We start from the raw sequence: 26,431 nt of genomic DNA, 5'->3' as shown, positions 1-26,431 counted from the left end.
GTGTTACATTGCTGCCCAGCGTTAGATAAATAGGGGCTGGCTATGATGAATCACAGCGCGCAGTGGGTACCCGGTTGGAGTGACGATACGCCAAAACAGGGCGATTTGTTGTTGGCGTTTTCCGGAAGCAGCATTTTAAAGCCGGGTAATGGATGGTTTTTGCGTTGGGGTGGTCCCGAAATGGGGGATAGCCGGCCAGAAGCTTTGTCTTTGGGAACCTGGTGCGGACACAGACTTTTTGTCAGTACTTTGCCGGACACCGGTTTGCCGGGCCTTAGCACTGTGACACTCAGAGACGCAATCTTACAAGCTCCGGCTGCGCCAGTAGAGCTACTCAGCACCGGGTTTCAGGTTTGGCAATGGTGGCAAGACCATCGTTTCTGCGGGCGCTGCGGAGAAGCGACGCAAGCTCACCCACGTGAACGTGCCCGCTGGTGCGGACGATGTAACGTTCCTTGGTATCCCAGAATTTCACCGTGTGTGATCGTGGTTATTCGTCGTGATAACCGGTTTCTTTTGGCCAAGTCGTCCCGGGTTACCCGTAACTTTTATAGTTTGATTGCCGGTTTTGTTGAGCCCGGAGAGAATCTGGAGCAAGCGGTCGTTCGAGAAGTGAAAGAAGAAACCGGTTTGGATGTGGCGAACATTCGGTACCAAAGCTCCCAGCCTTGGCCGTTTCCACACCAAATGATGATGGGCTTTTTTGCGGATTATCAAGGTGGGGATCTTGTGCTTCAGGAAGACGAGCTGTCGGATGCCGGCTGGTACACGCCCGATGATCATCCACCGACACCTCCAGTCACCACTATTTCAGGGCAGTTGATTCAAGCCATGAAAGAGGAAATTGCCGCCTCCGGAGCGTCATCCTGACGATGAACAAACGTAATCCCAGAGTACTGGTGTTTGATTCGGGCGTCGGCGGTTTCAGTGTGGCCGCCTGTATTCATCGCGCGTTGCCCGGCGCAGAATTACTGTATGTGGCCGACAACGCGGGGTTTCCCTATGGCGATCAACCGGAACAGGTGGTGATCGACCGCTGCTGCTCGCTGATCGAAGCGTGCGTTCAGCAAACTCCGTGCGATGTCATTGTTATTGCCTGTAATACCGCCAGCACTATTGTTTTGCCTTATCTGAGAGCGCGAACAGAGATTCCTGTGGTGGGCGTCGTTCCTGCGATCAAACCGGCATCGCAGTGCACATTGAACCGAAAAATCGGTGTTCTGGCGACTCCGGCTACTGTGAAACGACCCTATCTGGACAAGCTTATTAGAGACTTTGCGAGTAATTGTGAGGTTGTCCGCTTGGGCGATCCGAATCTGGTGCGCTGGGCAGAAGAGTTGGTTTCCGGTCAGGAGCCGAATCAACATCAACTAAATGAGGCCATGCGTCCGTTTCAACAACGCGGTGTGGACACCGTTGTCTTGGGCTGTACCCATTATCCTCTGTTGCTGCAGTGGTTTCGGGAAAGCTTGCCGGACGTGGCGTTTTGGGTTGATTCGGGAGAGGCAATCGCTCGACGGGTCGAGTATTTACTGAAAAACGCTGGCCGCATGCTGCCTTCAGATGTGCCCGGCGAGTTGTCAGGAGGAGTGGTGGGAGCCGCCTGTTTTTCCGGCCCCGCTCCGGCTGGTATTGAGCGTTTCTTGGAAGGTATGGGAATGCCCGTCGCCGATGTGAAGAGTAACTGGCCCGGCTTAAAGTAACCGGGTCAGTTTAAACATCGCGAAGAATTCAAGTGCTGGAATGGCACGCTTGTGGCAACAATAGGTTTTGAAGTTTTCGCCTCGAAAACGGGATTTTGTGAACTCCAATCCTTTGAAATTGTATAAAAAATTTCCTTTGTCGTAGATGCCGTGCATCAGTTTTTTTAGCAGCGGGCTTTCTTGGTGCTCGGTGGCTTTGTCCAGTGATAAAGGTATCAGGCCCAAATCGATGAACGGCACCCCTTCTTCTTTAAACACTTCCATGGCGTGGGCCATCAAGGTGTAGAAAATGCCTTGACGGAAGTCTGCATTTGCCCGTGAGATATTGGGTACGTAGCTGATAATTTTGTTGTTGTGGTAGATCGGATCAAAATAGATGAAGCCGACAGCCTTGCCGTCTTCGTAAGCGTAGAAGTGGCGTTCGTTCTCGCGGTAATCCATTTCCATCGGGCGAATCAGGAACCGGATTTCATTGCTTTTGCATTTTCGAGTGCGTATCCAAGCCTCAGATATTTCGCGGGTGTGATCGTCGCTGTAGCGTTCTTTTACAGTGATCCCATGCTTTTCAGCCTGATTCAGAGCGGTACGCAAGATTTGTTTTTTCTTGCCTGTTAGCGACCATTTCTGGAGGTTGATACGGGACTCGCAGCCAAACTGTGTGCCATACATGCCGAAACGTAGGTGAAGAAAATCAACAACGGCCTTGGACACCTGAACGTATGAAGCGTTCGGAAACGTCTGCTGGAACTGCTCAAGAACCACGGGGAAATCTTCCCGCGCCGCAACCGGATCCGACAGGACGAAGGTGGCACCCCATTTGCGCATGTAAGCAATGTAGCCGACACCCGGTACATCGAAATATTGCATGCCGGGTTGTAGCGTGGAAAACGACTGCGAGTGCGCGCCGTGTTGCTTCAGGTAGCCCACACGTTCAGAGAATGTGAACTGGCAACTCGCGTTCTCTTTGATGCCATCGAGTGCAAGAATTTGGTCTGACATATCACTGCTCCCGTAACCTTTTTATTATCGTGGTTAATAGGTTTTAGGCTTTTTTCTGGCCGAGAATCGACCAATAGCAATCCATGTTAAGAAGCTTGAAGTGCTTCTTTTCGTTCACTTGCAAGCCCAGACGCTGCATGTGTTCGGGATAGTTGTAGATTTTGTGGAAAGCGTTGTTGGCGAATAGCCAAAAGACGAACACGGCCATGTACCAATACAGTTTTTTGAACGTGCGAGAGAAAATATTTCCGGTGGGGTAACAAAAATCGCCAACGACGATTTTGGCATCTGACTTACCCAGGTTGATCAGATGTTCCAGAACTTTAACCATCATGTCTTCATCGAATACGTTCAGGAAAAAGTTGGCGACAACCATGTCGTATTCGCCTGCTTCATCTACTTTCATAATATCGCTGTGGATACGGCGAATGCTGAGGTGAGGCGCTTCGTCACGCAGTGCATCACCAAATTTTCGAAGCATGGTTTCAGACAAATCGACCACCGTTACATCGGCCCCGAGTTCTGCTGCGCGAATCGCGTCACGACCATGACCAACGCCGGCAAATAAAACCCGATCGCCTTTTTGCAGAGTTTCAACATCCAGCATGGCGGTTTTGCAGTGATGAATGTTTTTACCGCTGTAAAGATTGCTGAGAAAGTCGTAGACGGGACCGATATATTTGTACTTATCGCGCATGATTGCTGCCTTCTTTCTAGTCTTTGTTTGCCGTCACCTTTTTGTCGTTGTTAACCGTTAGCCGGTGATTCGGTGACGTGCGTGTATGAGCTAGATTAGAGAAGGGACTGAGCGAAATATGTGCAGTAGCACGCATTTCGAGATACAAAAATTAACGAGCTGCAACGCTTTGCTAACTTCGTCAACCTTCCTGATCCGAGTGTCTTACAATCCTGGCTGGCGCATGGGTAAGCGTGACGACGAACTTTGGTTTTAAGACGAACTTCCAGTTAGCAAGGGTTATCGGCACTGATGTTGGGCCTGCGAGCAGCGTATGCACCGCGTGCGACATCCCGCTCATCGTGAATGTGTCTTTAAGCGCTGTGTTAGTAGGAGTGTGATGTGGTTGGTTTTTCTACACGTTCGTCGTCGTTTTTGAGGGACGGAAAACAAAATCGATTTGGGTTTGTATGTTAAGTATGCAGTTGGTCACCCGCTTGTCATACTAAGTGTGCAAGCATTGAACGAAAATAAAAGTAAGGCATGGCTCAGTATTCGGGAATGCTTGGACCCGGTAACCGGTTTGAGACACGGAGTGCAGAAAATGGCGAACGAACAGGCAGCGGCTGATAAGGCAACGTCTCAGGTGTTGAGGCAGCTGAAAGGAAAATGGGTGCTGATTACGGGCACCTCGGGATTTTTAGGGAAAGTGGTTCTGGAAAAACTTATCCGGACGGTGCCTGAGATTGGTGGCGTGTATCTGTTGATTCGAGCGAACAGGAAACATGCGGATGCCCGTAGTCGGTTTCTTGAAGAGGTTGCGACATCCTCGATATTTGATCGTATGCGCGAACACGATTCAGAGGCTTTTGAGTCGTTCCTTACCGATAAGGTGCACTGCATCACTGGGGAAGTCACCGAGCCTTCGTTTGGAATCGGGCAGCAGGCATTTCAAAAACTGGCAGGTGATCTAGATGCAGTGATCAACTCTGCGGCCAGTGTGAACTTTCAGGAAGCGCTTGATCAAGCGCTGAAGATCAACACGCTTTGCCTAGATAATATCGCCGAGCTGGCACGATTGAATTTGCAGCTTGCTGTTTTGCAGGTATCGACGTGCTATGTGAACGGCATGAATAGCGGGCAGGTCACCGAGTCCATCATCAAGCCGGCTAAAAAGTCTGTACCGCGTTCTGTGCATGGCTACTACGAAGTAGAGAATCTGATTGCGACCCTCCAGAGCAAAGTTGAGGAAGAGCAAACCCGTTTTGAGGGTAGGGCTTTGGAGAAACGATTGGTTGAGCTGGGGCTGCGTGAAGCTCGTCACTATGGCTGGAGTGATACCTACACCTTTACCAAATGGATGGGTGAACAACTATTGCTTAAGGCGCTGAAAGGGCGAAGCTTGACCATTGTTCGACCTTCTATTATTGAAAGCGCTCTTGAGGAGCCCGCGCCCGGCTGGATTGAGGGGGTGAAAGTTGCTGACGCAATTATTCTGGCGTACGCCCGTGGGAAAGTATCGTTGTTTCCGGGCAATCGTTCAGGTGTTATCGATGTCATTCCCGTGGATCTTGTGGCCAACTCAATCATTCTTGCGCTGGCAGAGGCTCTGGCTGAGCCCAATGGCCAGAGAATTTACCAGTGCTGTAGTGGTAGCTCCAACCCGGTTACCATTGGTCAGTTCATTGATCATCTGATTGCCGAAGCAAAAGCGAATTATGCCGCTTACGATCATCTCTTCTACCGGAAGCCCTCTAAGCCTTTTGTGGCAGTCAATCGAACCTTGTTCGAGCTGGTGGTGAGAGGTGTACGTCTGCCTCTCAGGCTGACCAATGGGGGGCTCAAACGTCTGGGCAGTCGTGCCGACCTAAAGTGGCTGAGAAATCTGGATACGACTCAGTCGCTGGCGACGATTTTCGGGTTTTACACGGCACCGGATTATATTTTTTGCAATGACGAGCTACTTGCGTTGGCAGAACGCTCCGGCGCCGTGGATCAGAGCTTGTTCCCGGTAGATGCCCGCGCCGTTGATTGGGTAACATATCTGCGGAAAATTCATTTGGCCGGGCTCAATCGTTACGCGCTGAAGCCTCGAAAAACCCGAAGGGTTAAGACAAAAAAACAAGCCAAATGTGCGGCGTGAATGGCCTTGAACGCTTGAGTTTTACTTGAATGTTGATTTCCCCTCTGTTCGAACGCAGGACGTTCGTCTAATTTATTTTGGACGTTCGTCTAATTCAATGTGTAGTGAGTCACGTGTTGAACTACGTGTAACCATATTTTCGAACGCGGCACTGCGTTCCACCCGCCTTGAAACGACATTCGATAACGATAAAAACTCTTAGCAAGGGGAATACAATGACAGATAAGAAGGTGTATCCGGTTCAACCCGATATCGAGAAAAATGCTTTGGTGACGGCAGAGCAATACGAGAAAATGTATCGCCAGTCCGTTGAAAAACCGAATGAATTCTGGGGAGAGCATGGTAAGCGTATTGATTGGATCAAGCCGTTTACCAAGGTGAAAAACAGCACCTATGATTACAATAACCTTTCTATAAAATGGTTCGAAGATGGCGTTTTGAACGCCGCGGCTAACTGCCTAGATCGCCACCTTGCCGACCGCGGCGATCAGACCGCCATTATTTTTGAAGGTGACGATCCTTCGGTTTCACGCAATGTGACTTACCGCGAACTGCACCAAGAAGTCTGTAAGTTTGCTAACGTGCTGAAAGATCAGGGCGTTAAGAAAGGCGATGTCGTTACTATCTACATGCCAATGATCGTGGAAACGGCCGTTGCGATGCTGGCTTGTGCCCGCATCGGTGCAATCCATTCTGTGGTGTTTGGGGGCTTCTCTCCCGAAGCTGTCGCAGCCCGTGTGGTTAATGGTAAGTCTCGTTTTGTTATAACCGCTGATGAAGGTTTGCGTGGCGGTCGTGCCATTCCGCTGAAAAAGAACGTAGATGCGGCGCTCAACCACGAAAGTAACGCTAAGGTGGAGCGAGTCATTGTGGTGACTCGCACCGGTAACGATCAGGTGCCTTGGACCGAGGGGCGTGATGTTCGTTACGAAGACTTGATGGCAAAGGCGTCGACCGAGTGCGAGCCTGAGCCGATGAATGCGGAAGATCCGTTGTTCATGTTGTATACCTCCGGCTCCACTGGTGCGCCGAAAGGCGTGCTACACACCACCGGCGGCTATATGGTTTATGCCGCTATGACCCATCAGTATGTGTTTGATTATCATGATGGCGATGTTTACTGGTGCACGGCGGATTTTGGTTGGGTTACCGGGCACAGCTATATCCTCTACGGCCCCTTGGCAAACGGTGCAATCACCCTGCTGTTTGAAGGTGTACCTAATTATCCCGACAGTTCACGGATGGGGCAGGTCGTGGATAAGCATAAGGTCAATATTCTGTACACGGCGCCTACCGCGATTCGTGCGTTGATGGCCGAAGGCGCGTCTTGCATGGATGGCACGACCCGCGACAGCCTTCGCGTGCTGGGCTCGGTTGGCGAGCCGATCAACCCCGAGGCCTGGGAGTGGTACCACCGTGTAATTGGCAACAGCAAATGCCCGATCGTGGATACCTGGTGGCAAACTGAAACCGGCGGCATTCTGATTGCGCCCCTGCCGGGCGCGGTGGATCTGAAGCCGGGTTCGGCCACGCGGCCTTTCTTCGGTGTTCAGCCCGCGTTAGTGGATAATGACGGTAATCTGCTGGAAGGCGCCACCGAGGGCAACCTGGTGATTCTGGATAGTTGGCCCGGACAGATGCGCACTATTTACGGGGATCACGAACGCTTTATCCAGACTTATTTCAGTACCTACAAGGGCATGTACTTCACCGGAGACGGCGCGCGCCGCGATGAAGATGGCGATTACTGGATTACCGGTCGTGTTGATGACGTGTTGAACGTGTCTGGCCACCGCCTGGGTACTGCCGAAGTTGAAAGTGCTCTAGTCGCCCATGATAAAGTGGCAGAAGCTGCCGTGGTGGGCTACCCCCATGAAATTAAAGGTCAAGGCATCTATGTGTACGTTACCCTGATGCAGGGTGAAGAACCGTCTGATGAGTTGAAGAAAGAACTGGTTCAGTGGGTTCGTAAGGAAATTGGGCCGATTGCGTCACCGGATGTGATTCAGTGGGCCCCGGGTCTTCCAAAAACAAGATCCGGCAAGATTATGCGAAGAATATTGCGTAAGATTGCAGCCAATGAGCATGACCAGTTGGGAGATACTTCCACGCTGGCCGATCCAAGTGTAGTGGATGAACTGATTGGTAGCCGGGCGACGAGTTAATCGCTCATGGCTGCCAGCCTATAACCTGTGAGGGATGTGTGGAATGACACAAACAATTATCGTCGCTGATGACCACCCTTTGTTTCGAGCAGCCTTGAAACAGGCGGTCAACCAAGCGGTGCCGGATGCGAATACTGTCGAGGTGGACAGCATCAAGGCATTACAGGCGGCGGTAGAGGCTAACCCCGATGCTGACCTGATCTTGCTGGACCTGAATATGCCGGGGGCACATGGTTATTCGGGTTTGGTGTTCATGCGAGGCCAGTATCCGGGCTTGCCCGTGGTGGTTGTGTCGGGCTCCGAAGACTTACAGGTTATGCGTCGCTCTGTGGACTATGGTGCCTCCGGCTTTATCCCGAAAAGCGCGCCTCTGCCGACCATCACGGAAGGCATTCAAGCGGTTCTGGAAGGCGATGTGTGGTTACCAGACGGCGTGGCCGACAAGATCGAGCGGATGCAATCCGAACCCACGGACTTTTCGGAGCGTCTGGCCTCTCTGACGCCCCAGCAGTTCCGTGTCTTGGGTATGTTGGCTGAAGGACTTCTGAACAAACAGATTGCTTACGATCTGGACGTGTCGGAAGCCACTATCAAGGCTCATATTACAGCGGTATTCCGCAAGTTGGGTGTGCGTAATCGGACTCAGGCGGTGATCGCTATCCAGCAAATGGAACTTGACCCTTCGGAGCAATCGCTTTCGGGTGGTTGATGGCTGGGTATTGAGCGGTGGATAAGAAACGGGAGCCTGTCGGCTCCCGTTTTGTTTAGCCTGCGTAACCCAGCTTTTTGTTCACCAGGTTAAATAATTCCTCGCCCTGCGACCATTGTTTGAAATTATCGAGAAACTGTTTGGTCAGGGCCTGGTTCCAGCCAATAAAATCGCCTGCCATGTGAGCTGTCATAATGACATTCTCTCGGGCCCAAAGCGGATGGTCTTCTGGTAGAGGCTCTTCTTCGAAGACATCGAGTGCCGCCCCGGCAAGTTCTCTACCATCCAATGCTTTGATCAACGCTTCGGTATTCACGATGGGGCCGCGTCCAATATTGATCAGGCGTGCCGTTTTTTTCATCGAGGCAAAAGCTTTAGCATCAAACAGCCCTTCTGTTTGGGGTGTTAACGGTGCGGCAATCACCACAAAGTCTGCCTGTTCGAGTTGTTCATACAGCGCATCATTGCTGTGTACCGCATCGAAATCCGGGTCGGACTCCCGGGCCGTTCGGGCAATCCCGTGGGGATGCATGCCAATCGCCCTCACCAAACGGCCGATTTGACGGCCGATGGAACCGGCGCCAACCACGAGTACTTGTTTGCCTTCAGCGCGCTCGGTATCCCGGTGTTTCCACTGGCGTTTCGCTTGCAGCCTGAGCGATTCGGGAAAGTCTTTAGCAAACATCAAAATGGTGCAAAGCACGTACTCGGCGATGGTTCGGTCGAAAATGCCGCGAGCGTTGGTCACCGTAACGTCACTGTCGATCAGGGCGGGGAACATCAGTGCATCGACACCGGCACTGGTGGCGTGAATCCACTGCAGCCGATCGGCTGAAGGCCAAGCGGCTTCGAGTGCCTCTGTGCGAAAGTCTGTCACCATCATCACGTCGGTGCCTGGTAGGGTCTCCCGCAGAGATTGCTCATCGCAGGCGAAGCGAACTTCAGCCTGATCTTTAAGAGGTTCAATGCCTGGTGGCGTAGAATCATCGGGGGCGGTGAGCACGGTCACAACCGGTTTGCGGGACTCTGTCATGTCAGCTCCAGAAGGGATTTGCAGTCTGTTCATTTATAATTACACAGTCTGGTTGCCAGTAAGGCCGTGGTCAAATCAATCACAGTACTTGTAGACCCGGGGCTTCGTGCTACGCTCGAGGTAGGCCTTTATTCCCCTGACGTGCAAGGAGGTGGACATGCCGGAACCGTTGAACAAGAGTGTGGGCCAGGCAACGTCTCGCAAAATGAAGTACCGGAAAGCGAAGGCCAGTTGGAATCCTTCGATGCAGGCCATTCCCGTATCGGGAATTCGAAAGCTTGTGAATATGGCCTCCAGCATGAAAGATGTTATCCATCTTTCGATTGGGCAGCCAGACCAACCAACACCACCGCACATTATCGAGGCTTACATTGATGCGCTGAACGCCGGACAGACAGGCTATACAATGGACGCGGGCCTGCCAGAGCTCTTGGTGGCTTTACGAGATTATTACGGCAAGCGCTATAACCGAAAGTTGACCCGGGACAACATCCTGATCACCAGCGGGGCGACTGAGGCGCTGTATTTGGCGATCTCGGCGACCTCGGCGCCGGGGCGACAGTTTCTTGTTACCGATCCATCGTTTCTTCTCTATGCGCCGCTGATTCGGATGACCGGCGGGGAAGTGAAGTACATCCCAACCTATGCTGAAAACAACCATCAGCTTGACCCCGATGATGTCATACGGGCTATGGGGCCTCGTACTTTTGCGTTGGTGCTTAACAACCCCAATAACCCCACCGGGGCGGTGTACCCCAGAAGTACCGTGGAGACGATTCTGGAAGAGTGCGCGTATCGGGGCATTCAGGTCTACGCCGACGAGGTGTACGACCATATGCTGTTTGATGACGAGGATTTTGCCAGTGTCCTGAGCTGTGCCGTCGACCTTGATAACATCATGTGTATCAGCAGTTTTTCGAAAACTTACAGTATGGCCGGTCTTCGGGTGGGGTGGGTGATCTCGAGTCAGGCGGCGATCAAATCGTTGCGGCGTTATCATATGTTTACCACGTCGGTGGCCAACACGCCGGCTCAGTTTGCCGGAGTCGCAGCGCTCACGGCGGAACAGCATTGTGTGCAGGATATGGTGAACATTTATCGCGAACGTCGGGACAATATCGCCAATTTGATTGACCGTACACCTCACCTTACGGGTTACAAACCTGGGGGTGCCTTTTACGCCTTCCCCAATTTGCCACCCCATGTGGATGGCTCCGATGTGGCGCTGCGAATGTTGAAAGAAACGGGCGTCTGCGTGGTGCCGGGTGATGCCTTCGGTGACCATTGCTCCAACGCACTCCGATTCAGCTTCTCACTCAGTTGCGAACGGATGGATGAAGCTTTTGACAGGATTATCCCCTGGATGGCCAAACAGAAGTTCTGATACAGGACTGTAAGTTGTCAGCTCCCGGGAGATGCCGCACTATAGGAGTCTTCCGAGGAGGCTGATACATGAACGAAATACTTAAACCGATTGTGCGTTTAGCACTGATCTTTGCGGTTGTTGTGGCAAGCGGTTGTGCCAGTTTTTCCCCGTACTCGATTACCGAGGGTGAAGTGGAGCAGCATTTGAAGAATGCGGTTGCCAAATACGATCGCGAACAGCTTCAAAGTGGCTCTCCGCTCAGCCTCAGTTTGACGGACGCGGACATTACTCTGGGCCCTGATGGCCGTGATGTGGCGGTTATTGATCTGAAGGGGCAGGTTGCTCTGAATGCACTTTTGGCCAAGCTGCCGGTTGATCTTGCGCTCAAAGTAGAAGGCGCGCCGGTGTACGACAGCGAGGAAAAAGCGATCTACATCCGCCGCCTGCAACTGTTGGAAAGCTCGATTGATTCGCCGTTCTTCAAGGGCGATCTGGGGCCGGTGACCGACTCTGTCATGCGGGTTGTGGCGCAAATGCTGGAAACCATGCCGGTTTACCGTTTGGATGAGACAAATACGGCTCAGCGCCTGTTAGGGATTGTGCCGATGGATATCCGGGTTGCCAGCGGTCGTTTGGAACTTGTGATGGCGGAGTAGAATCGAGTCGCTGCATACAGGTAAAAAAAGGCCGGATGAACTTGTTTCATCGGGCCTTTTTGCTGTGGGAGAAAAGCTTGTTCAAGCCGTTGCTTTCAACGCCTCCTCAAAGATACGGGTGGCTTCGTCAATTTGCGCCTGGTTAACGATCAGTGGCGGTAGCCAGCGTACGATTTCCTGATAGGGGCCGCAGCGCAACATCAGCAGACCACGTTTTTCACACTCCTTGAGAATGTTGCCGGCCCGCTCTCCATCCGGGCTGTCGCCGCGACGCATTTCCACTCCGAGCATCAGGCCCATACCCCGAATGTCCGCCATGTCTGGATAATCTTTTTTCAGTGATTCCAGATTACTGCGCAGGCGCTGACCCATTCGCTCAGCATTGTCGACGAGACCTTCTTCGCGGATCACGTCAATGGTGGCGATGGCTGCCGCGGCTGAAACCGCATTGCCGCCGTAGGTGCCACCCTGAGAACCCGGCCAGCCTTTGGCCATGGTTTCTTCTGACGCAGCCAACGCCGAGATGGGGAAGCCGCTGGCCAAGCCTTTTGCGATCAGGATGGCGTCGGGGGTGACCCCGAAGTGATCGTGAGCCCAGAACTTGCCACTGCGACCAAAGCCGGCCTGCACCTCATCAAACACCAGCATGATGCCATGTTTGTCGCAGCGTTCCCGCAGTCCTTGCATGAACCGGGTGTTGGCCGGGACATAGCCGCCTTCACCCTGCACCGGTTCAATGAACATGGCCGCCGTTTCTTTGGGGGCTGAATAGGTGACAAATATCCGGTCCAGCTCTCGCAAACAGAAGTCGGTGGCTTCCTCTTCGCTCCAACCATAGTGAAACGCGTGGGGGAAGGGTGCGACAACAACGCCGCTCATCATCGGGCTGACACCGGCCCGCAAACCAACACTGGAGGTGGTTAATGAGAGTGAACCCATGGTGCGGCCGTGAAAGCCGCCGTGAAATACGATGATGTTCGGGCGTTCCGTGGCTTGGCGAACCAGCCGAATGGCCCCTTCGACAGCTTCGGTACCTGCGTTTGAGAAGAAAAAGGCATTCAGCGGATCCGGGGTGAGCTCGCCCAATTTCTCCGCCAATTCCGGCAGTCTGGGGTTCATGACTGTGGTGGCCTGCGCATGAACCATGGTGGCGACTTGATTCTGGGCAGCCTCCACCACTTTCGGATGGCAGTGCCCGGTACTGGTGACCCCGATTCCAGACGTGAAATCCAGATAACGACGGCCTTCCGGGTCAATAATATAAGCACCTTCGCCTTTGGCGGCAGTGACACCTGTGGCTTGTTTCAGCAAAGGGGACAACTTGCCCTTATGGTCGGTCATTGATTACCTCCCGGAATGAATTTGGAAACTCACTAGCAGCCTAGTCACGAGGTCAGGCGTTTACAAATGGCGTCTTTGATTTCCTGGGTGTCACGTTGTTCAGAGCCTTGTTCGGCAAGGTCGGCTGCCACCGCATCGAACAGTTCTTTACCGGCAACTGCGAGTTTAGGGTCTTCTTGCCCCAGCCATTCCAGCATACGCGCCGTGGTGAACAGCATGGCGGTGGGGTCGGCGATGCCTTTGCCGGCAATGTCGGGTGCGCTGCCATGAGTTGGTTCGAACATGGAGGGCATGTTCGTGTCAGTCGGGTTCAGGTTGCAGGACGGCGCAACGCCCATGCCGCCAGACAGCACGGCGGCGAGGTCAGTCAGAATGTCGCCCTGCAAGTTGCTGGCTACCACTACGTCGAATGCCCAAGGGGACTGCACGAATTTCATGCAGGCGGCATCTACCAGTTCGTGATGAGTTGCGACATCAGGGTAATCTTTGCTGACGGCTTCGAAGACTTCCGTATACAGGTCCCCCCAGTGCCTTAGTGCATTACGTTTGGTGATCACGCACACCTGACTTTCGCAAGAATGTCCGTCCAATGTTTTGAACGCTCTAACCCGCCCTTGCAGAGCGCGTTCGGCGGCGCGCTTGCGTGCTTGCTCGAAACCGTAACGGATAATGCGTTCGGTGGCGTGGTGCGTAAACACTTCCATTTGGGTGGCGACTTCGTCGGGTGTTCCCTGGCGCAGCCGGCCGCCTTGGCTGACGTATTCACCCTCACTGTTTTCCCGAATCACGAGCATGTCGATGTCTTTGGCGCGGTCATCCCTCAGATACTGGCGTGCACCGGGCAGAAGGCGAGCGGGCCGTTCGCAAACCCATTGGTCAAAACCTTTGCGCATCTCGAGAAGGGGCGAAAGGGAAACGCTGTCAGATAGTAGATAGCGTTCAGGATCGTTAATCGGGCCGGGGTCGCCCAGTGCGCCTAACAGAATAGCATCGTAGGTCTTGAGCTGCTCCAGCGCATCGGCTGGCCAGCTTTCTCCGTGTTCTTCGTGCCAGGCATGAGACGGCCATGGAAATCGTGTCCATTCCAGGGCCAATTGATGCTTGCTGCGTAACGCTTCCAAACAATGAATAGCGACTGCGACAACCTCCGGGCCAATGCCGTCGCCGGGGGTAACTGCGATGCGGGTGGTTTGGGTCATTCCCGAACCTCCTGAACGGTGTGGGGTAAGCGGATTCAACAACCCCAGTGTAGCCCTGTCGCGACTATATGCCAGTTCTAAGGAGCAAGGAAATCAAGGCTCTGTTGTGCCTTGTGACAGATGATGGTTATAGTGGCTGAACCATTGGCTTAGGCCTCGATTAACCTCCCGAAAACAGGATCTTCAAGTGCTCTATCGGATTGTCACGCTCATTGGTGCGCTCGTCTTTGTGGCGGCTTTGTTTGGTTTGATCTGGTTCTTCTGCAAGAAGTTCCTTGAGCATCACGGTGTGAAGGATCAAGTGTCAGAACGAGCCACGGCACTGGCTACCTGGACCTTTGCCGGCATTGCCATCGGTCTTGTGTTTGCTGTGGTCGGTGCTTTTGTTCTAGGGCCTTGGGCGTTCTATCGCACGTTACTGGGCCACGACGTGAACGTCTCCAGTGGCGCGGCGATTTGGTGGGGCTTCGGCATAGTCGCGGTGTCGTTGGCCATAACCGCAGCCAGCTTTATGGGCTTTTTGATGCTGGTGGGAGCCTACTAGCTTTCCTGAAGATCACGCAGTAACGCCCGGAACCACACAAGCGCGGGCTCCCGCTCGTAAGCTTTGTGCCAGTATAAGTGCACATCAATCGAGGGCATCTCACCGGGAGGTGCCACCACCTCCACCTCTGCGCGTTCGGCAATAATCTTAGCGTATGTTTCTGGCATGGTCAGCAGCAAGTCTGACGATTCTGCGACACGACAAGCCGCATAGTAGTGCTGGCAGCGCAACCGAATATCTCGCTGCGCGCCCTGCCGAGACAGCGCAAAGTCTTCTAACCCGGGACCCTCGCTCCGGGACGATACCAGTATGTGCCTGGCGTCCAAATAGGATGCCATGGTCAGTTCTTTTTGTATGGCCGGATGGTTCTTGCGAGCCAGCACCACAAGCCTGTCCTGTCGAAGCAGCTCGTGACTGGTTTGGTTGCTGAGGGGCAGCAATACATCAATTGCAAAATCCAGCTTGCCAGCCGCCAACTGAGTTTCCATTTCTCGTCTTGCCACCCGCTGGCTGGAAATCTCCATGTCGGGGTAAGGGGCCAAGCGATTCATGAGTTCCGGAAGAAACGTTGATTCCAAAACGTCTCTCAACCCTAGCGCGTAGGTTTTTCGTTGGCTGGCAGGGTCAAAGGCGTGAAACTGGTTGACCGCACTTTGCACCTGATTCAGGCCCGGTCGCATGGATTCCAGAAAACGGCGCGCCAAAGGTGTTGGCACCATTTGATTGCCCTGGCGGGTGAACAACGGGTCATCAAAATGGTCGCGCAGCCGGGCCAAAGAATGGCTCACCGCGGGCTGAGTCAGGTGCAGTGCTTTGGCTGCGCGGGTCAGACTGCCTTCTCTGTAAATCGTGTCAAATACGTGCAGCAGGTTAAGATCGAGTCGATTCAGTGCCATCATGCGTATCCACTTTCTGAATAAGTGGCAGTAATGATAAACGATAAGAACAATTCAGTCGCGTAATAGCGTTTTGCCTTCTAGACTGCTTGCCATCTGATCGAAAGTGCGCCCCGGAACCTGGGGCTGGTAAGCGCGAGGAGCTGCACCATGGATTTCAATATTTCCGAGAAAGGCCAAGATTACCTGAAGCGCGTGAAAGCGTTTATGCGTGATGAGATTTACCCGATTGAAGAGCAATACCATAAAGAGTTGGCTGCCCAGGAAAATCGCTGGGTTGTTCTGCCAATCATCAAAGAGTTGAAAGAAAAAGCCAAGGCCCAAGGCCTGTGGAACATGTTCTTCCCGGATGAAAAGCATGGATGTGGTTTGCTGAACTCCGACTATGCCCTGATTGCCGAAGAAACCGGCCGCAGCTTTATTGCACCGGAGATCTTCAACTGCAACGCCCCGGATACTGGCAATATGGAAGTGCTGATCCACTACGGCTCAGACGAGCAAAAGGCGGAATGGCTGCCTCGGTTGATGAATGGCGAAGCCCGCTCAGCGTTCTTTATGACTGAGCCGGCGGTCGCCTCTTCCGATGCGACTAATATGGAAGCGACTGCTGTGGTTGAGGGCGATGAGGTGGTTCTCAATGGGCGCAAATGGTGGAGTACGGGTGTTGGGCACCCCGACTGCAAAGTGGGCATTTTCATGGCGGTGACCGATCCTGACGCTCATAAACATCGTCGTCATTCTATGGTGTTGGTGCCTATGGACACTCCGGGCATCACGATTGAGCGCATGCTGCCGGTTTTCGGGGCTTACGACGAGCCTTATGGTCATGGCCAGGTTTTGTTTGAAAACGTTCGCTTGCCGAAGAGCGCGATTATTGCCGGCCCGGGCCGTGGATTTGAAATCGCCCAAGGTCGTTTGGGCCCAGGCCGGGTGCACCATTGCATGCGCGCAATCGGTGCTGCCGAGCGTACTCTGGAATTAATGGTTAAACGTTCCATGAGCCGAGAGGCATTTGGTCGCCCACTGGCGAAACTCGGTGGCAACCCGGATGTGATCGCCAATGCCCGTATGAATATCGAGCAGGCGCGGTTGTTGACACTGAAGTGTGCTTGGGCGCTGGATACCAAGGGCATCATGGGGGCATTGCAAGAGGTTTCCATGATCAAGGCGGTGGTGCCTGTGATGCTACAACAGATTGTGGATGATGCGATTCAAATGCACGGTGGCGGTGGCGTCAGCGATGAGGACTTCCCGCTGACGGCATTGTTTGCTTATGCTCGCGTTCTGCGATTGGCCGATGGCCCTGACGAGGTTCACCGGGCGATGGTGGCTCGCCTTGAGCTTCGGAAGTATAAGTAAGTTCTGTATTAGCAACCGCAATCTAGATCAACTGTAATTTCTGAGCAGCTTACTGATAAGTGTGGGAGTTGGTGCCGGGTAGAGCTTTCCAAAAATTTCGTAGGCCATGGATGGCCGGAGAGAAGCGCACATGGATGTGCTCGTAGCGGTTTTTGGAAAGCTCTACCCGGCACCAGCTCTTACTCGGATGAAGATAATAAACTCCATATTAAATCGGAGAAAAACACGAATGACACAACGAGTATTCATAACCGGCGGAGCCAGTGGCTTGGGCCGGGCGATTGCATTGCGGTACGCGAAAGAAGGTGCCAAGGTTTGCATCGGAGATATTAACCCGGAGCAGGGCATTGCCGTCGAGAAAGAACTGAGCAACGCCGGCGGCGAAGGTTACTTCGTGGAATGCGATGTTCGCCGCTTGAGCGATTTCGAGAAAGTTCGGGACGACCTGGTGGAAAAGTGGGGCGGAGTGGACGTTGTTGTTAACAACGCTGGCGTGGCCTCCGCAGGGGCTATCGAAGACACCACCATCGGTGACTGGGAATGGATACTCGATATCAACGTACTTGGTGTTGTGCGAGGCTGTAAGGCTTTCACGCCGTTGTTCAAAGAACAAAAGTCCGGCACGTTTGTGAACATCGCCTCCATGGCCGGATTGATGCTTGCGCCGTTGATGAACAGCTACAACGTTTCCAAAGCAGGTGTGATTGCGCTGTCTGAAACCCTAAGCCAAGAACTCCGGGATTCCGGAATAAACGTAAGCTGCGTATGCCCGGCATTTTTCCAGACAAACCTCACAAGCAGCATGCGTTCGGATATTCCGGGAATACAGCAGAATGTTAACAAACTGATGAAGCGTTCCAGCATCACTGCAGAGGACGTCGCAGACGATATTGTCCGTAGCGTAAAAGGCAAAGATTTCTGGGTGCTGCCACACGTTAAAGAGCGCCGTATGTGGATGCTCAAGCGCCATGCGCCGAAAGCGTTTGATTGGTTGATGCACCAGGAAACCAAACGTTGGATGGGCAAGATGGGTAAAAAAAGCAACGCCTGAATGGCCAAGCTTGCTCGAGGATCACAGGAGAGAGTGAATGACACAGATTGATGAGGCCGTAGACATCCGGGAAGGCGAAGAGCTGGACATTCAGGTGGTTGACCAGTTCATGAAACAAGCCATTCCGGGTCTTGAAGGCCAGCCGACCATCAAACAGTACCCGGGTGGTGCGTCGAACCTGACCTACCAAGTGGACTACGGCAACCAGTCCTACGTACTTCGTCGCCCGCCGCTGGGCAAGATTGCAAAATCCGCCCACGACATGCTGCGCGAAGCGCGGGTGATGGAAACATTAAAACCGGTTTACCCGTATGTGCCGAACATCGTGGCCATCTGCGATGACCACAGCGTACTGGCTTGCGACTTCTACGTGATGGAACGACTGAAAGGCATCATTCTGCGTCAGGATTTTCCCAGCGAACTGGAACTCAGTGAAGCGGATACCCGCAAACTGTGCTTGAACGTGATCGATAAATTGGTTGACCTTCACACCGTTGATGCGAAGGCCGCAGGCTTGGACACGCTGGGCAAAGGTGAGGGCTATATTCAGCGTCAGATTGGTGGCTGGAGCGACCGTTTTCGCAAAGCGCGCACCGGAGATGTGGGTGACTTCGAAGCCGTCATGAGCTGGTTGAATAATAAGATGCCAGACGACATTGCCCAAGTGGTTATCCACAACGACTACCGTTTCGATAACGTGGTTTTGAACCCCGACAATCCGTTTGAAGTGATCGGCGTGCTGGATTGGGAAATGGCCACCATTGGCGACCCGTTGATGGACTTAGGCAATACGTTGGCCTATTGGATTGAGGCCGATGATGAAGGCCCATTCCAGATGCTGCGTCGTCAGCCCACCCACCAACCGGGCATGCTGACCCGCAAGGAAGTGGTGGAGTATTACATGGAAAAATCAGGGTTCCGGGCCGATAACTTTGATTTTTATGAAATTTACGGCTTGTTCCGGTTGGCGGTGATTGTTCAGCAGATTTATTACCGCTTCTACAACGGCCAAACCAAAGACAAGCGTTTTGCGGCCTTTGGCCACGCAGCAAACTATCTCGAAAAACGTTGCTTGCGGTTGATCAGCGAGAGCAGTTTGTAATGGCAACGGTTTATCTGGTTCGACACGGACAGGCGAGCTTCGGCAAAGAAAACTACGATCAGCTTTCCAAGCGAGGCTGGGAACAGGGCAAAGTGCTGGGCCGTTGGCTGGCAGACAAAGTGGAGCCGGGCGCTATTTTCGGTGGCAATCTCCAGCGTCACCGGGAAACCGTGGAAGCGCTGGCGACCGGTTATGGCGCAACGCTGCCAGACATGCGGGTACTCGAAGGTTTGAACGAGTTTGATCATGTCGAGGTGGTAGAGCGCCTACGCCCGGAATGGGCAGATAAACAAGCAATGGCAAGGGATTTGGCGAGTTTTCCGAAGCCTGCCCGGGCGTTTCAGATGGCCTTTGAAAAGGCTGTGGAGCGGTGGGTGAGCGGGGAATACGACAACGAGTACACTGAAACTTGGCAAAGCTTCAAGCAGCGGGTGAATCAGTCGTTGGAGCAGTTGATCGAAATGGCCGACGGCGCCGATGTGGTGGTTTCCACCTCAGGTGGGCCGATTGCCGTAATTGCTCAGAATCTACTGGAGCTTTCCGACCGAAAAACGCTGGAAGTTAACAGCGTGATCGCCAATACCAGCGTATCCCGAATTCTGTATTCCGGTGCCCGGCGCAGCCTGGCCGTATTCAACAACTATAGCCACCTCGAAGCGGAGAACCCCGCTTTGGTGACATTCCGATAACACTGAGGAACAACTATGAGCAACGCGAACCTGTTTGATCTGACTGGCAAAGTCGCTTTGGTAACCGGCGCCAGCCGTGGCATCGGCGAAAGCATTGCCCGTACTTTGGCCACCTACGGTGCTCACGTGATTGTTAGTAGCCGCAAAATTAATGATTGTGAAACCGTTGCCAGCAGCATTCGCGAAGCGGGCGGAAGTGCCGAGGCCGTTGCCTGCCACATTGGCGAAATGGATCAGATTGAAGCCACTTGGGAGCACATCGCCGAGGCCCACGGTAAACTGGATATTCTGGTAAACAACGCCGCTGCTAACCCTTACTTTGGCCCGGTTGAAGACACGGATCTAAGCGCTTTCCAAAAGACCGTGGACGTTAACATTCGTGGTTACTTCTTCATGTGCGCCCGAGGCGCCCAGTTGATGAAGAAGAATGGCGGCGGCTCGATCGTAAACGTAGCCTCTGTGAACGGTGTTAATCCTGGTCATTTCCAGGGTATCTATTCAGTAACTAAGGCTGCCGTGATCTCTATGACCAAGTCTTTCGCCATGGAACTGGGGCAGCAAAACGTGCGGGTTAACGCCTTGTTGCCAGGCCTGACGGACACCAAATTCGCCAGTGCCTTGACCACCAACGAATCCATCAAAAAACAAGCGATGGCACACATCCCCATGAAGCGCGTGGCCGATCCAGACGAAATGGCCGGTACCGTTTTGTACCTGGTGTCGAACGCCTCCAGCTACACCACAGGTGCGTGCATCAATGCGGACGGTGGTTACCTGACGATTTAAACACGGCTGGTGATGATAAAAAGGGGCGGGTGACGGGAGTCATCCGCCCCTTCTTGGTAAAAAGCCGTATGGAAAAATAATTCCCGCTTACTATCATGTTGCAGCTTCTCACCGGTCAACGTGTGAGCGGTCTTGCGCGGCGGTCGTATGATTGAATTGTTTACTGTTCATAACACCAAACCCGGGAAAGAAAGCATGTCCTCATATAAGCAAGCACGTGTTCGTCAGTTTGTTTTTGCCTTTTATATGTCCGGCATGATGTCGTTGTTGATGTCCGGGGTTATTACCTTGATCAATACCGGTTTGGCTGACGGCTTTTTCCATCGCTGGGGCGCGGCTTTTCTTGTCGCGTGGGCTGTAGCATTTCCGCTCGTGAGCTTTATCGCGCCGATGGCGGGAAAGATTGCGGACTGGACTATGGCCAAGCTGTTTGCCAACGATCACCAGTCCGGTTGAAGAATTGCGTGCGGCCGCTACTCGCGTGGCGCCAAGAACGGCCAGAGGTTTATTGAACAGACGACTCGGAAGTGTCATCGGTGGATTGAGATAAGGCTAGCCCCACGGGCGGCCGGTAATGCAACGAATGAAGTACTCGATCGAGTACCGCCCCGCCATTCCAGGCCGGATCGTTGTTGACCATGCCGACCACAGCCCACGTGGTGTCGTTATTGTCTCGGGCAAATCCGGCAATGGAGCGGACATCTTGCAAGTAACCGGTTTTGATTCGGCCTTCACCTTTCAACCCTGTATTGCGCAACCTGCGCGCCATGGTGCCGTCCATCGCGATAATGGGCATTGAAGTCATCAAATCCGACGCGTAGCGACTGTTCCAAGCATTAAGCAGAATCTGGGCTCCTTGCCGGGCTGAAATCCGACCATGGCGGGTAAGGCCCGCGCCATTGTCGATGACCATACCGTTAGTGTTAACCCCTTTTTCTTCAAGCCATTGATAGATGGCGCGGATGCCCGCGACCCGATCGTCGTGCTCATCGTCTTTGCGGAGTTCTGCACCGATGGTAAGCAATAGCTGCCTTGCCATCACGTTGCTGCTCCATTTGTTGATGTCGCGGACCATTGTGACCAAATCCGGTGACGTGGCGCGCATCACAAGGTGAGCGTTTTTCGGAGTCTCTTCAAACCGGTCGCTGCCTTGGATAACAACGCCCAGCTCGGAAAACAAAGAGCGAAGGGTGGATGCGGAATAGCGCTCTTGGGGTAGCAATGACATATAGCTGGTGGCCCGGCACCCTTGTGGTAGTTCGCCGGTTACTCTAATCGTTACTTTCTGATTGTTGTGAAACACCGGTTGCCACTTAAAATTGCGCCGGGAAGGGCAGGGCCCCTCGGCCACAGCTGTTATCCGGTTATCTATCGTGATTTCGTTCAGATTGGGGGTGGCCCAAGCTTGAGTGCCACGTTCGTCAGCCCTAACCTGCAAGTGAACTAAGTTGAAATTGGTTAGATATCCAGATGGCTCCACCAAGAAAGGCGCGTGTGGGTTGTTGCCATTGTCGTGGAAAACCGGAAGTCCACCATCGATCTCGAAATGGCTACCATCCAGCACCAGGTCCCCGGTAACTTGGCGAATACCCATGCCCTTGAGTTCGCGGAGCGTGCTCCAAAGACGCTCAAGATTGAGCTTGGGATCTCCGCCAAAGCGAACGTATAGATCGCCTTCGAGAGTGTCCCCCACCATTTCACCATCAGTCAGGAAATCGGTTTTCCAATGGTGTGTAGGGCCCAAGAGTTCCAGTGCGGCATAGGTGGTCACCAGCTTCATGATGGAACCCGGACTCATGAGTTGGTCAGCGTTTACATACTGCTCAATGCCCGGACCATTTAGAGGTATGGCAGCGACACTTAGCGCTTCATCGTCATTCAGGGATTTCTCGGCATAGGTACGGATTTCTGAAGCCCACAGGCGCGAGCTAGAAGCAGGCTCGGTGGCGCCACTGCTTTGAGCAAGAGCAGGCGTAGCGAGTGTGCTAAGCACGACTACCGCCGTCAGCAGATTTTCCGGTGTGGATAGTAGTCTTTTTAGGCGAGTTATAGCCTGTGAATGCAGCCGCGGCATACCCTGAACCCGTGAGTGGTGTGTTTTGTAACCATAGCTTATTCCGTCTATTTCTACTATGCAGAAACATTACACGTGACGTTAAAAAATGACGTTATGTGTATTGTTTCTGAAGCTTTTTGTTGAGAATGCCGGCAAGGTTTTGTGAAACAATAGGTTACCGCGAGTTTAATGGATGGCCTCTGGGGCCAATGGTTCCGAAGTCAATTGTGTGAGAATGACCCAAATCTTCGTTTTTAAGGAAATTCAGCATGCTTCGATCCATCAAACATTCCATTAACGTTCTGGAATCTGTTGCAACCTCCTCTTTTTCAGCCTGGCGCGGGTGCTTGGTCGTAAAACCGGCGGTGCAGCCGGAAAAACCGTTGGTTCTGTACGACATTGAAGCCTGTCCCTATTGCCGAAAGGTGCGTGAAGTGTTCACCGCGCTTCATCTCGATGTCGATATACGGCCGTGTCCTAAAGGTGGGCAAGTGTTCCGGAGTGAAGCCGAAACCTTGGGCGGAAAACAACAGTTTCCGTTGCTGGTGGATCCGAATACCGATCAGGTTATGTACGAGTCGGCACAGATTGTTGAGTACCTGTTTAGGCAATACGGTGGACGTCCGGTGCCGGGGTATTATGAGGAGAAAGTAGGACAGTTTATATGGGGAGCGGCAGGGTCTGCGAGCAGCGAGCTTAGAGGCATGCGTGTAGAACGCGCCAAGCGCCCGGGGCAGAGTTTGCACTTGTGGAGCTTCGAAGGCAGCCCGTTCTCGCGCCTAGTTCGAGAAAAACTCTGCGAATTCGAGCTTCCTTATACCCTGCACAATTTAGGAAAAGAGCACTGGACCGAGGCCGGTCCCGCATTTCAGCGGATCAAGCCGGGTCCGTACAAGCCTGCTCCGGGCGGTAAACGGGATGCATTTTTCCAGCAACACGGCCGGGTTCAGGTGCCCTATCTGGAAGATCCGAACACCGGTATGAAGTTATTCGAATCCAAGAAAATTGTGGATTATTTGGAGAAAGAATACGCTTTGTGAGCTCAGCGATTAAGCTGGTTTCGGGGTAGCAATTCCGCCCCGAGCCGGTATGATTTGCGCGTTTATTTCAGCTGCTTTGGGAGAATGTAATGTTTACAGGTCGGTGCTTATGTGGCGATGTTCGTTTCGAGTATGAAGGCGCCCTTGGCCCGATCTCTCTGTGTCATTGCAGTCAGTGTCGCCGCGCCCATGGCAGTGCCTTTTCAGCCAGTGCGCCGGTACAAAAAGTGCGCTTTCGGTATGTGGCTGGTGAGGATCAGGTGACTGAATATGAGTCTCGACCGGGCAAATATCGCGCTTTTTGTAGCCGTTGTGGCAGCCACTTGTACAGCCGGCTGGATGCTATTTCGGGCATTCTTCGCTTGCGCATTGGCGTGATCAATGAACCGATTGCGGCCAAGCCCGCTCGACACATCTATGTCGGCTCAAAAGCGGAGTGGTTTGATATTGCTGATGAGCTTCCGCAGTTTGAAAAAACAGAGCGAACCAACGACCCGTTCTGATGCATTGGTGAGGCCCTTCCGCACCTGACATTTTTAGTGATCATGAGAGTAATCTTTATTTGCAAATAAGAATCATTATTATATGATGATTCTAAAGCTTAGGAGAATCTCGATGAATCATGAAGCATTAGAAGGTATCAAGTTGGCAGGGTTTGCGGTCACTTTCGCCTTGGCACTCGTGGTGATTTGGGCGTTAAATGTATGAGTGGCTAATCCTGACCGACCTTTTTTTAATAACATAAACAACTCGGGCCCGTAAGTACGGGCCCGAGTTGTTTGGGATAGTGAATAACTTAGAACTTGTACGAGACAGAAGCTGTTACATCGCGTTCCGCACCGTAGTAGCAGTAATTCAGGTTGTTGTAGCAAGAGGCTACGTACTCTTTGTCCAGCAGATTGTTCACGTTGAGTTGGGCGGTAACACCGGGAGCCCCTAAGCGCGCAAAATTATACGACAGGGCGATGTCTACCAAGGTGTAGTTCGGAATCTCTTTCGTATTGGCGTCATCGGCTTGAATATCTCTGAGATGCCGTACTCCCAGACCCGCACGGGCACCACTCAGAATGCCTTGGTTGAAGCGATAACCAGTCCAAAGGGTCAGCTGATGCTTGGGCGACTGGCTGGCTTGGTTACCTTCCCGATAAGGCTCCGATTTTTCGAAAGTCACCTCTGTGTACGCATACCCGGCCTGAATATCCAAATTGTCTGTCAGCTGTGTTTTCGCCTCCAATTCCACGCCTTGGGACTGGAGTTCACCGATGGCACGGCTGAAAGTTTCATTCGGAAGTTTGGTTGCCAGGTCGTCCTGATTAATTTTGAACAGGGACAGGGTGTACAGGTCGTTCGTTCCGACGGGCTGGTATTTCAGGCCGGTTTCGATTTGTTTGCCTGTGCTTGGATCAAGCAGGTCTCCATCTTCTCCAACAACGGCGTTCGGAGAGAACGAAGTCGAATACGATAGGTAAGGCGCTAAACCCGATTCAAATTGATACAGCAAGCCCGCACGGCCGGTGAAGTGGGTTTCATCCAGCTCGCTTTTTCCACCGTTATCAAGGTCAGTATTCTCAATGCCCAACCGGTCATACCGGCCACCCAGGCTAAGGTACCAGCTATTCAGATTGATCTGGTCTTGCAGGTATAGCCCTGCCTGCTTCACTTCACGACGATTTCGTACGGCAGGATACGTTGCTGTCGGCTCTGCACCATACACAGGGTTAAATGCGTCGATTGGCGGGAACGCTGCAGAGAGCCATTCCACATCATTTTCTCGTTGCTGGTAATCCACACCCACCAGTACACGGTGTTCGGCAGCACCGGTGAAAAAGGATCCTTCCACCTGATTGTCGATTGTTATCGCTTCAAGATCTTCCTCGGCGCCGGAGTAGTAGCGCGCCAGTTCCGTGTCACTGGCCCAGCCGGCAGCATAGACCTGATCGAGAGAGACATCAGACTCCAGAAAGCGAAGTCTCTGGCGAACAGTCCAGTCAGGGCTGAACTCATGTTCCAAGTCATAGCCGACCATGGTCATATCACGGGAGAACCTGTCATATCCCGGCTCGCCGTCAAAAAAGGTGTTGCTGATTTTCTGACCGTTCCGGGATTCGACCGTACCCTCATAGGGGAGCGCATTATGGTAGCCCCCTTCTGGGTCTCTTTGCAGGTAGGCAAGCAGTGTCAGAGAGGTATGGTCGGTTATATCCCAGGTCAGTGATGGGGCAATAACCCGCCGCTCCTCTTCGACATGATCTTGTTGCGCATCGGCGGCTGACATTTTTCCTGTCAGGCGATATGCCACACGACGGTCATCATCGATCGGGCCGGTAACGTCAAAAGCTAAACCGCGCTGCGCATTGCTGCCGAGCGTCGCTCGTATTTCGCCGCCGGATTCGAACTCCGGTTTTTTGCTTGTGAGGGCAACAATACCCCCAGGTGAGCTTTGCCCGTAGAGCACTGAAGTAGGTCCCTTAACGATCTCCATTCGTTCCAGAAACCACGGATCAATGGCGAAAGAACTGAACGAGCCCCCATCGTTCATAACCTTAAGGCCATCTAGGTACGTATTGTTGATGCTGCCACTGGAGAAACCTCGCAGCACCAGGTAATCGTAGCGATTTGACGAGCCGACTTGGTTTGTACTGGCACCAGGAGTGTAGCTGGCCGCCCGCTGGACTGATTTGGCGCCCCTTTTTTGCCACTCCTCGCGGCTAATGACATTGACGGTTTGCGGCGTTTCCATAACCGGTGTTTCCGTCTTGGTGGCACCGCGCGTTGCAGTGACCGACAAGGCCTCAAGTTGCCGGACAGATTGTTCGTCTGAGGCCTGTGCAAACGCCGGTGTCGCCCCAGCCAAGCTGGAAAGACATACTGCAATGGATAGCGACAATCGTGAGCGGGCAAGCATGGTGTACCTCTAT

24 protein-coding genes are annotated in these 26,431 nt (G+C 53.0%); 16 read left to right on the top strand and 8 right to left on the bottom strand.

Annotation, left to right across the window (positions count from 1 at the left end):
• The first annotated feature begins 42 nt into the window (after positions 1-42).
• Both nudC and murI read left to right on the top strand, forming a co-directional pair.
• Positions 43-870 carry an NAD(+) diphosphatase gene (gene nudC, locus K5L82_RS08830; protein ID WP_223133860.1) on the top strand — a complete coding sequence of 276 codons (828 nt, stop codon included), beginning with the start codon at positions 43-45 and terminating at the stop codon, positions 868-870.
• A gap of 2 nt (positions 871-872) precedes the next feature.
• The gene (murI, locus tag K5L82_RS08825) at positions 873-1,703 is read left to right on the top strand and encodes a glutamate racemase (protein ID WP_223133859.1); all 831 of its coding nucleotides are present in this window, start codon (positions 873-875) and stop codon (positions 1,701-1,703) included.
• On the opposite strand, the gene K5L82_RS08820 is transcribed toward murI, so the two are convergent.
• The gene (locus tag K5L82_RS08820) at positions 1,695-2,702 is read right to left on the bottom strand and encodes a DUF2156 domain-containing protein (protein ID WP_223133858.1); all 1,008 of its coding nucleotides are present in this window, start codon (positions 2,700-2,702) and stop codon (positions 1,695-1,697) included. The genes murI and K5L82_RS08820 overlap by 9 nt on opposite strands.
• A gap of 43 nt (positions 2,703-2,745) precedes the next feature.
• Positions 2,746-3,399: a class I SAM-dependent methyltransferase gene (locus tag K5L82_RS08815; protein WP_133006241.1), complete on the bottom strand. Its 654-nt coding sequence runs from the start codon at positions 3,397-3,399 to the stop codon at positions 2,746-2,748.
• Between the two features lie 583 nt (positions 3,400-3,982).
• Between K5L82_RS08815 and K5L82_RS08810 the strand changes: the two genes are divergently transcribed.
• From K5L82_RS08810 to K5L82_RS08800, 3 genes are all read left to right on the top strand, one after another.
• Positions 3,983-5,521, top strand: coding sequence for a fatty acyl-CoA reductase (locus K5L82_RS08810; protein ID WP_223133857.1), 1,539 nt, complete (start codon positions 3,983-3,985; stop codon positions 5,519-5,521).
• Positions 5,522-5,736: 215 nt separating this feature from the next.
• A complete protein-coding gene (acs, locus tag K5L82_RS08805; protein WP_223133856.1) occupies positions 5,737-7,686 on the top strand; it encodes an acetate--CoA ligase in 1,950 nt (649 codons plus the stop codon).
• 43 nt (positions 7,687-7,729) lie between these two features.
• The gene (locus K5L82_RS08800) at positions 7,730-8,395 is read left to right on the top strand and encodes a LuxR C-terminal-related transcriptional regulator (RefSeq protein ID WP_133006238.1); all 666 of its coding nucleotides are present in this window, start codon (positions 7,730-7,732) and stop codon (positions 8,393-8,395) included.
• Positions 8,396-8,450: 55 nt separating this feature from the next.
• Here the strand turns inward: K5L82_RS08800 and K5L82_RS08795 are convergent, their stop codons facing one another.
• Positions 8,451-9,428 (bottom strand): D-2-hydroxyacid dehydrogenase, encoded by a 978-nt coding sequence (locus tag K5L82_RS08795; protein WP_223133855.1) that lies wholly within the window; start codon positions 9,426-9,428, stop codon positions 8,451-8,453.
• A gap of 157 nt (positions 9,429-9,585) precedes the next feature.
• On the opposite strand from K5L82_RS08795, the gene K5L82_RS08790 reads away from it, so the two are divergent.
• Together K5L82_RS08790 and K5L82_RS08785 are read left to right on the top strand one after the other, a co-directional pair.
• Complete coding sequence (locus K5L82_RS08790) at positions 9,586-10,812, top strand: pyridoxal phosphate-dependent aminotransferase (protein WP_133006236.1); 1,227 nt, start codon at positions 9,586-9,588, stop codon at positions 10,810-10,812.
• Positions 10,813-10,880: 68 nt separating this feature from the next.
• A complete protein-coding gene (locus K5L82_RS08785; protein ID WP_223133854.1) occupies positions 10,881-11,450 on the top strand; it encodes a DUF1439 domain-containing protein in 570 nt (189 codons plus the stop codon).
• An 81-nt stretch (positions 11,451-11,531) separates the two neighbouring features.
• Here K5L82_RS08785 and K5L82_RS08780 read toward each other — a convergent pair whose 3' ends face one another.
• Together K5L82_RS08780 and K5L82_RS08775 are read right to left on the bottom strand one after the other, a co-directional pair.
• Positions 11,532-12,791: an aspartate aminotransferase family protein gene (locus tag K5L82_RS08780; RefSeq protein ID WP_223133853.1), complete on the bottom strand. Its 1,260-nt coding sequence runs from the start codon at positions 12,789-12,791 to the stop codon at positions 11,532-11,534.
• A gap of 44 nt (positions 12,792-12,835) precedes the next feature.
• Entirely contained in the window at positions 12,836-13,990 is a 1,155-nt protein-coding gene (locus tag K5L82_RS08775) for an isocitrate/isopropylmalate dehydrogenase family protein (protein WP_223133852.1), read from the bottom strand.
• Between the two features lie 187 nt (positions 13,991-14,177).
• On the opposite strand from K5L82_RS08775, the gene K5L82_RS08770 reads away from it, so the two are divergent.
• A complete protein-coding gene (locus K5L82_RS08770) occupies positions 14,178-14,534 on the top strand; it encodes a hypothetical protein (RefSeq protein ID WP_133006233.1) in 357 nt (118 codons plus the stop codon).
• On the opposite strand, the gene K5L82_RS08765 is transcribed toward K5L82_RS08770, so the two are convergent.
• Positions 14,531-15,430 (bottom strand): LysR family transcriptional regulator, encoded by a 900-nt coding sequence (locus tag K5L82_RS08765; protein WP_133006232.1) that lies wholly within the window; start codon positions 15,428-15,430, stop codon positions 14,531-14,533. The two genes, K5L82_RS08770 and K5L82_RS08765, sit on opposite strands and share 4 nt — an antisense overlap.
• 150 nt (positions 15,431-15,580) lie before the next feature.
• On the opposite strand from K5L82_RS08765, the gene K5L82_RS08760 reads away from it, so the two are divergent.
• The 6 genes from K5L82_RS08760 to K5L82_RS08735 all read left to right on the top strand — a co-directional run bounded on the left by K5L82_RS08760 (position 15,581) and on the right by K5L82_RS08735 (position 20,873).
• Entirely contained in the window at positions 15,581-16,789 is a 1,209-nt protein-coding gene (locus K5L82_RS08760; RefSeq protein WP_223133851.1) for an acyl-CoA dehydrogenase family protein, read from the top strand.
• A 229-nt stretch (positions 16,790-17,018) separates the two neighbouring features.
• On the top strand, positions 17,019-17,840 hold the full coding sequence (locus tag K5L82_RS08755; protein WP_133006230.1) for an SDR family oxidoreductase: 822 nt from the start codon (positions 17,019-17,021) through the stop codon (positions 17,838-17,840).
• Positions 17,841-17,877: 37 nt separating this feature from the next.
• The gene (locus tag K5L82_RS08750; RefSeq protein ID WP_223133850.1) at positions 17,878-18,942 is read left to right on the top strand and encodes a phosphotransferase family protein; all 1,065 of its coding nucleotides are present in this window, start codon (positions 17,878-17,880) and stop codon (positions 18,940-18,942) included.
• Positions 18,942-19,631, top strand: coding sequence for a histidine phosphatase family protein (locus K5L82_RS08745; RefSeq protein WP_223133849.1), 690 nt, complete (start codon positions 18,942-18,944; stop codon positions 19,629-19,631). Before K5L82_RS08750 ends, K5L82_RS08745 begins: the two co-directional genes overlap by 1 nt.
• Before the next feature lie 15 nt (positions 19,632-19,646).
• Positions 19,647-20,417: an SDR family oxidoreductase gene (locus tag K5L82_RS08740; RefSeq protein WP_133006227.1), complete on the top strand. Its 771-nt coding sequence runs from the start codon at positions 19,647-19,649 to the stop codon at positions 20,415-20,417.
• Between the two features lie 195 nt (positions 20,418-20,612).
• Positions 20,613-20,873: a DUF2798 domain-containing protein gene (locus K5L82_RS08735; protein ID WP_133006226.1), complete on the top strand. Its 261-nt coding sequence runs from the start codon at positions 20,613-20,615 to the stop codon at positions 20,871-20,873.
• 49 nt (positions 20,874-20,922) lie between these two features.
• Here the strand turns inward: K5L82_RS08735 and dacB are convergent, their stop codons facing one another.
• Positions 20,923-22,491: a D-alanyl-D-alanine carboxypeptidase/D-alanyl-D-alanine-endopeptidase gene (gene dacB, locus K5L82_RS08730; RefSeq protein ID WP_223133848.1), complete on the bottom strand. Its 1,569-nt coding sequence runs from the start codon at positions 22,489-22,491 to the stop codon at positions 20,923-20,925.
• A 251-nt stretch (positions 22,492-22,742) separates the two neighbouring features.
• Between dacB and K5L82_RS08725 the strand changes: the two genes are divergently transcribed.
• Positions 22,743-23,513 carry a glutathione S-transferase N-terminal domain-containing protein gene (locus tag K5L82_RS08725; RefSeq protein WP_223133847.1) on the top strand — a complete coding sequence of 257 codons (771 nt, stop codon included), beginning with the start codon at positions 22,743-22,745 and terminating at the stop codon, positions 23,511-23,513.
• Positions 23,514-23,602: 89 nt separating this feature from the next.
• Complete coding sequence (locus tag K5L82_RS08720; RefSeq protein WP_223133846.1) at positions 23,603-24,016, top strand: GFA family protein; 414 nt, start codon at positions 23,603-23,605, stop codon at positions 24,014-24,016.
• Positions 24,017-24,309: 293 nt separating this feature from the next.
• On the opposite strand, the gene K5L82_RS08715 is transcribed toward K5L82_RS08720, so the two are convergent.
• Positions 24,310-26,418 carry a TonB-dependent siderophore receptor gene (locus K5L82_RS08715; RefSeq protein ID WP_223133845.1) on the bottom strand — a complete coding sequence of 703 codons (2,109 nt, stop codon included), beginning with the start codon at positions 26,416-26,418 and terminating at the stop codon, positions 24,310-24,312.
• Between the last annotated feature and the right edge of the window lie 13 nt (positions 26,419-26,431).

This window comes from Marinobacter sp. AL4B (genome assembly GCF_019916045.1).
Classification (GTDB): Bacteria; Pseudomonadota; Gammaproteobacteria; order Pseudomonadales; family Oleiphilaceae; genus Marinobacter.
This window is presented reverse-complemented; position numbering and strand designations above follow the sequence as displayed.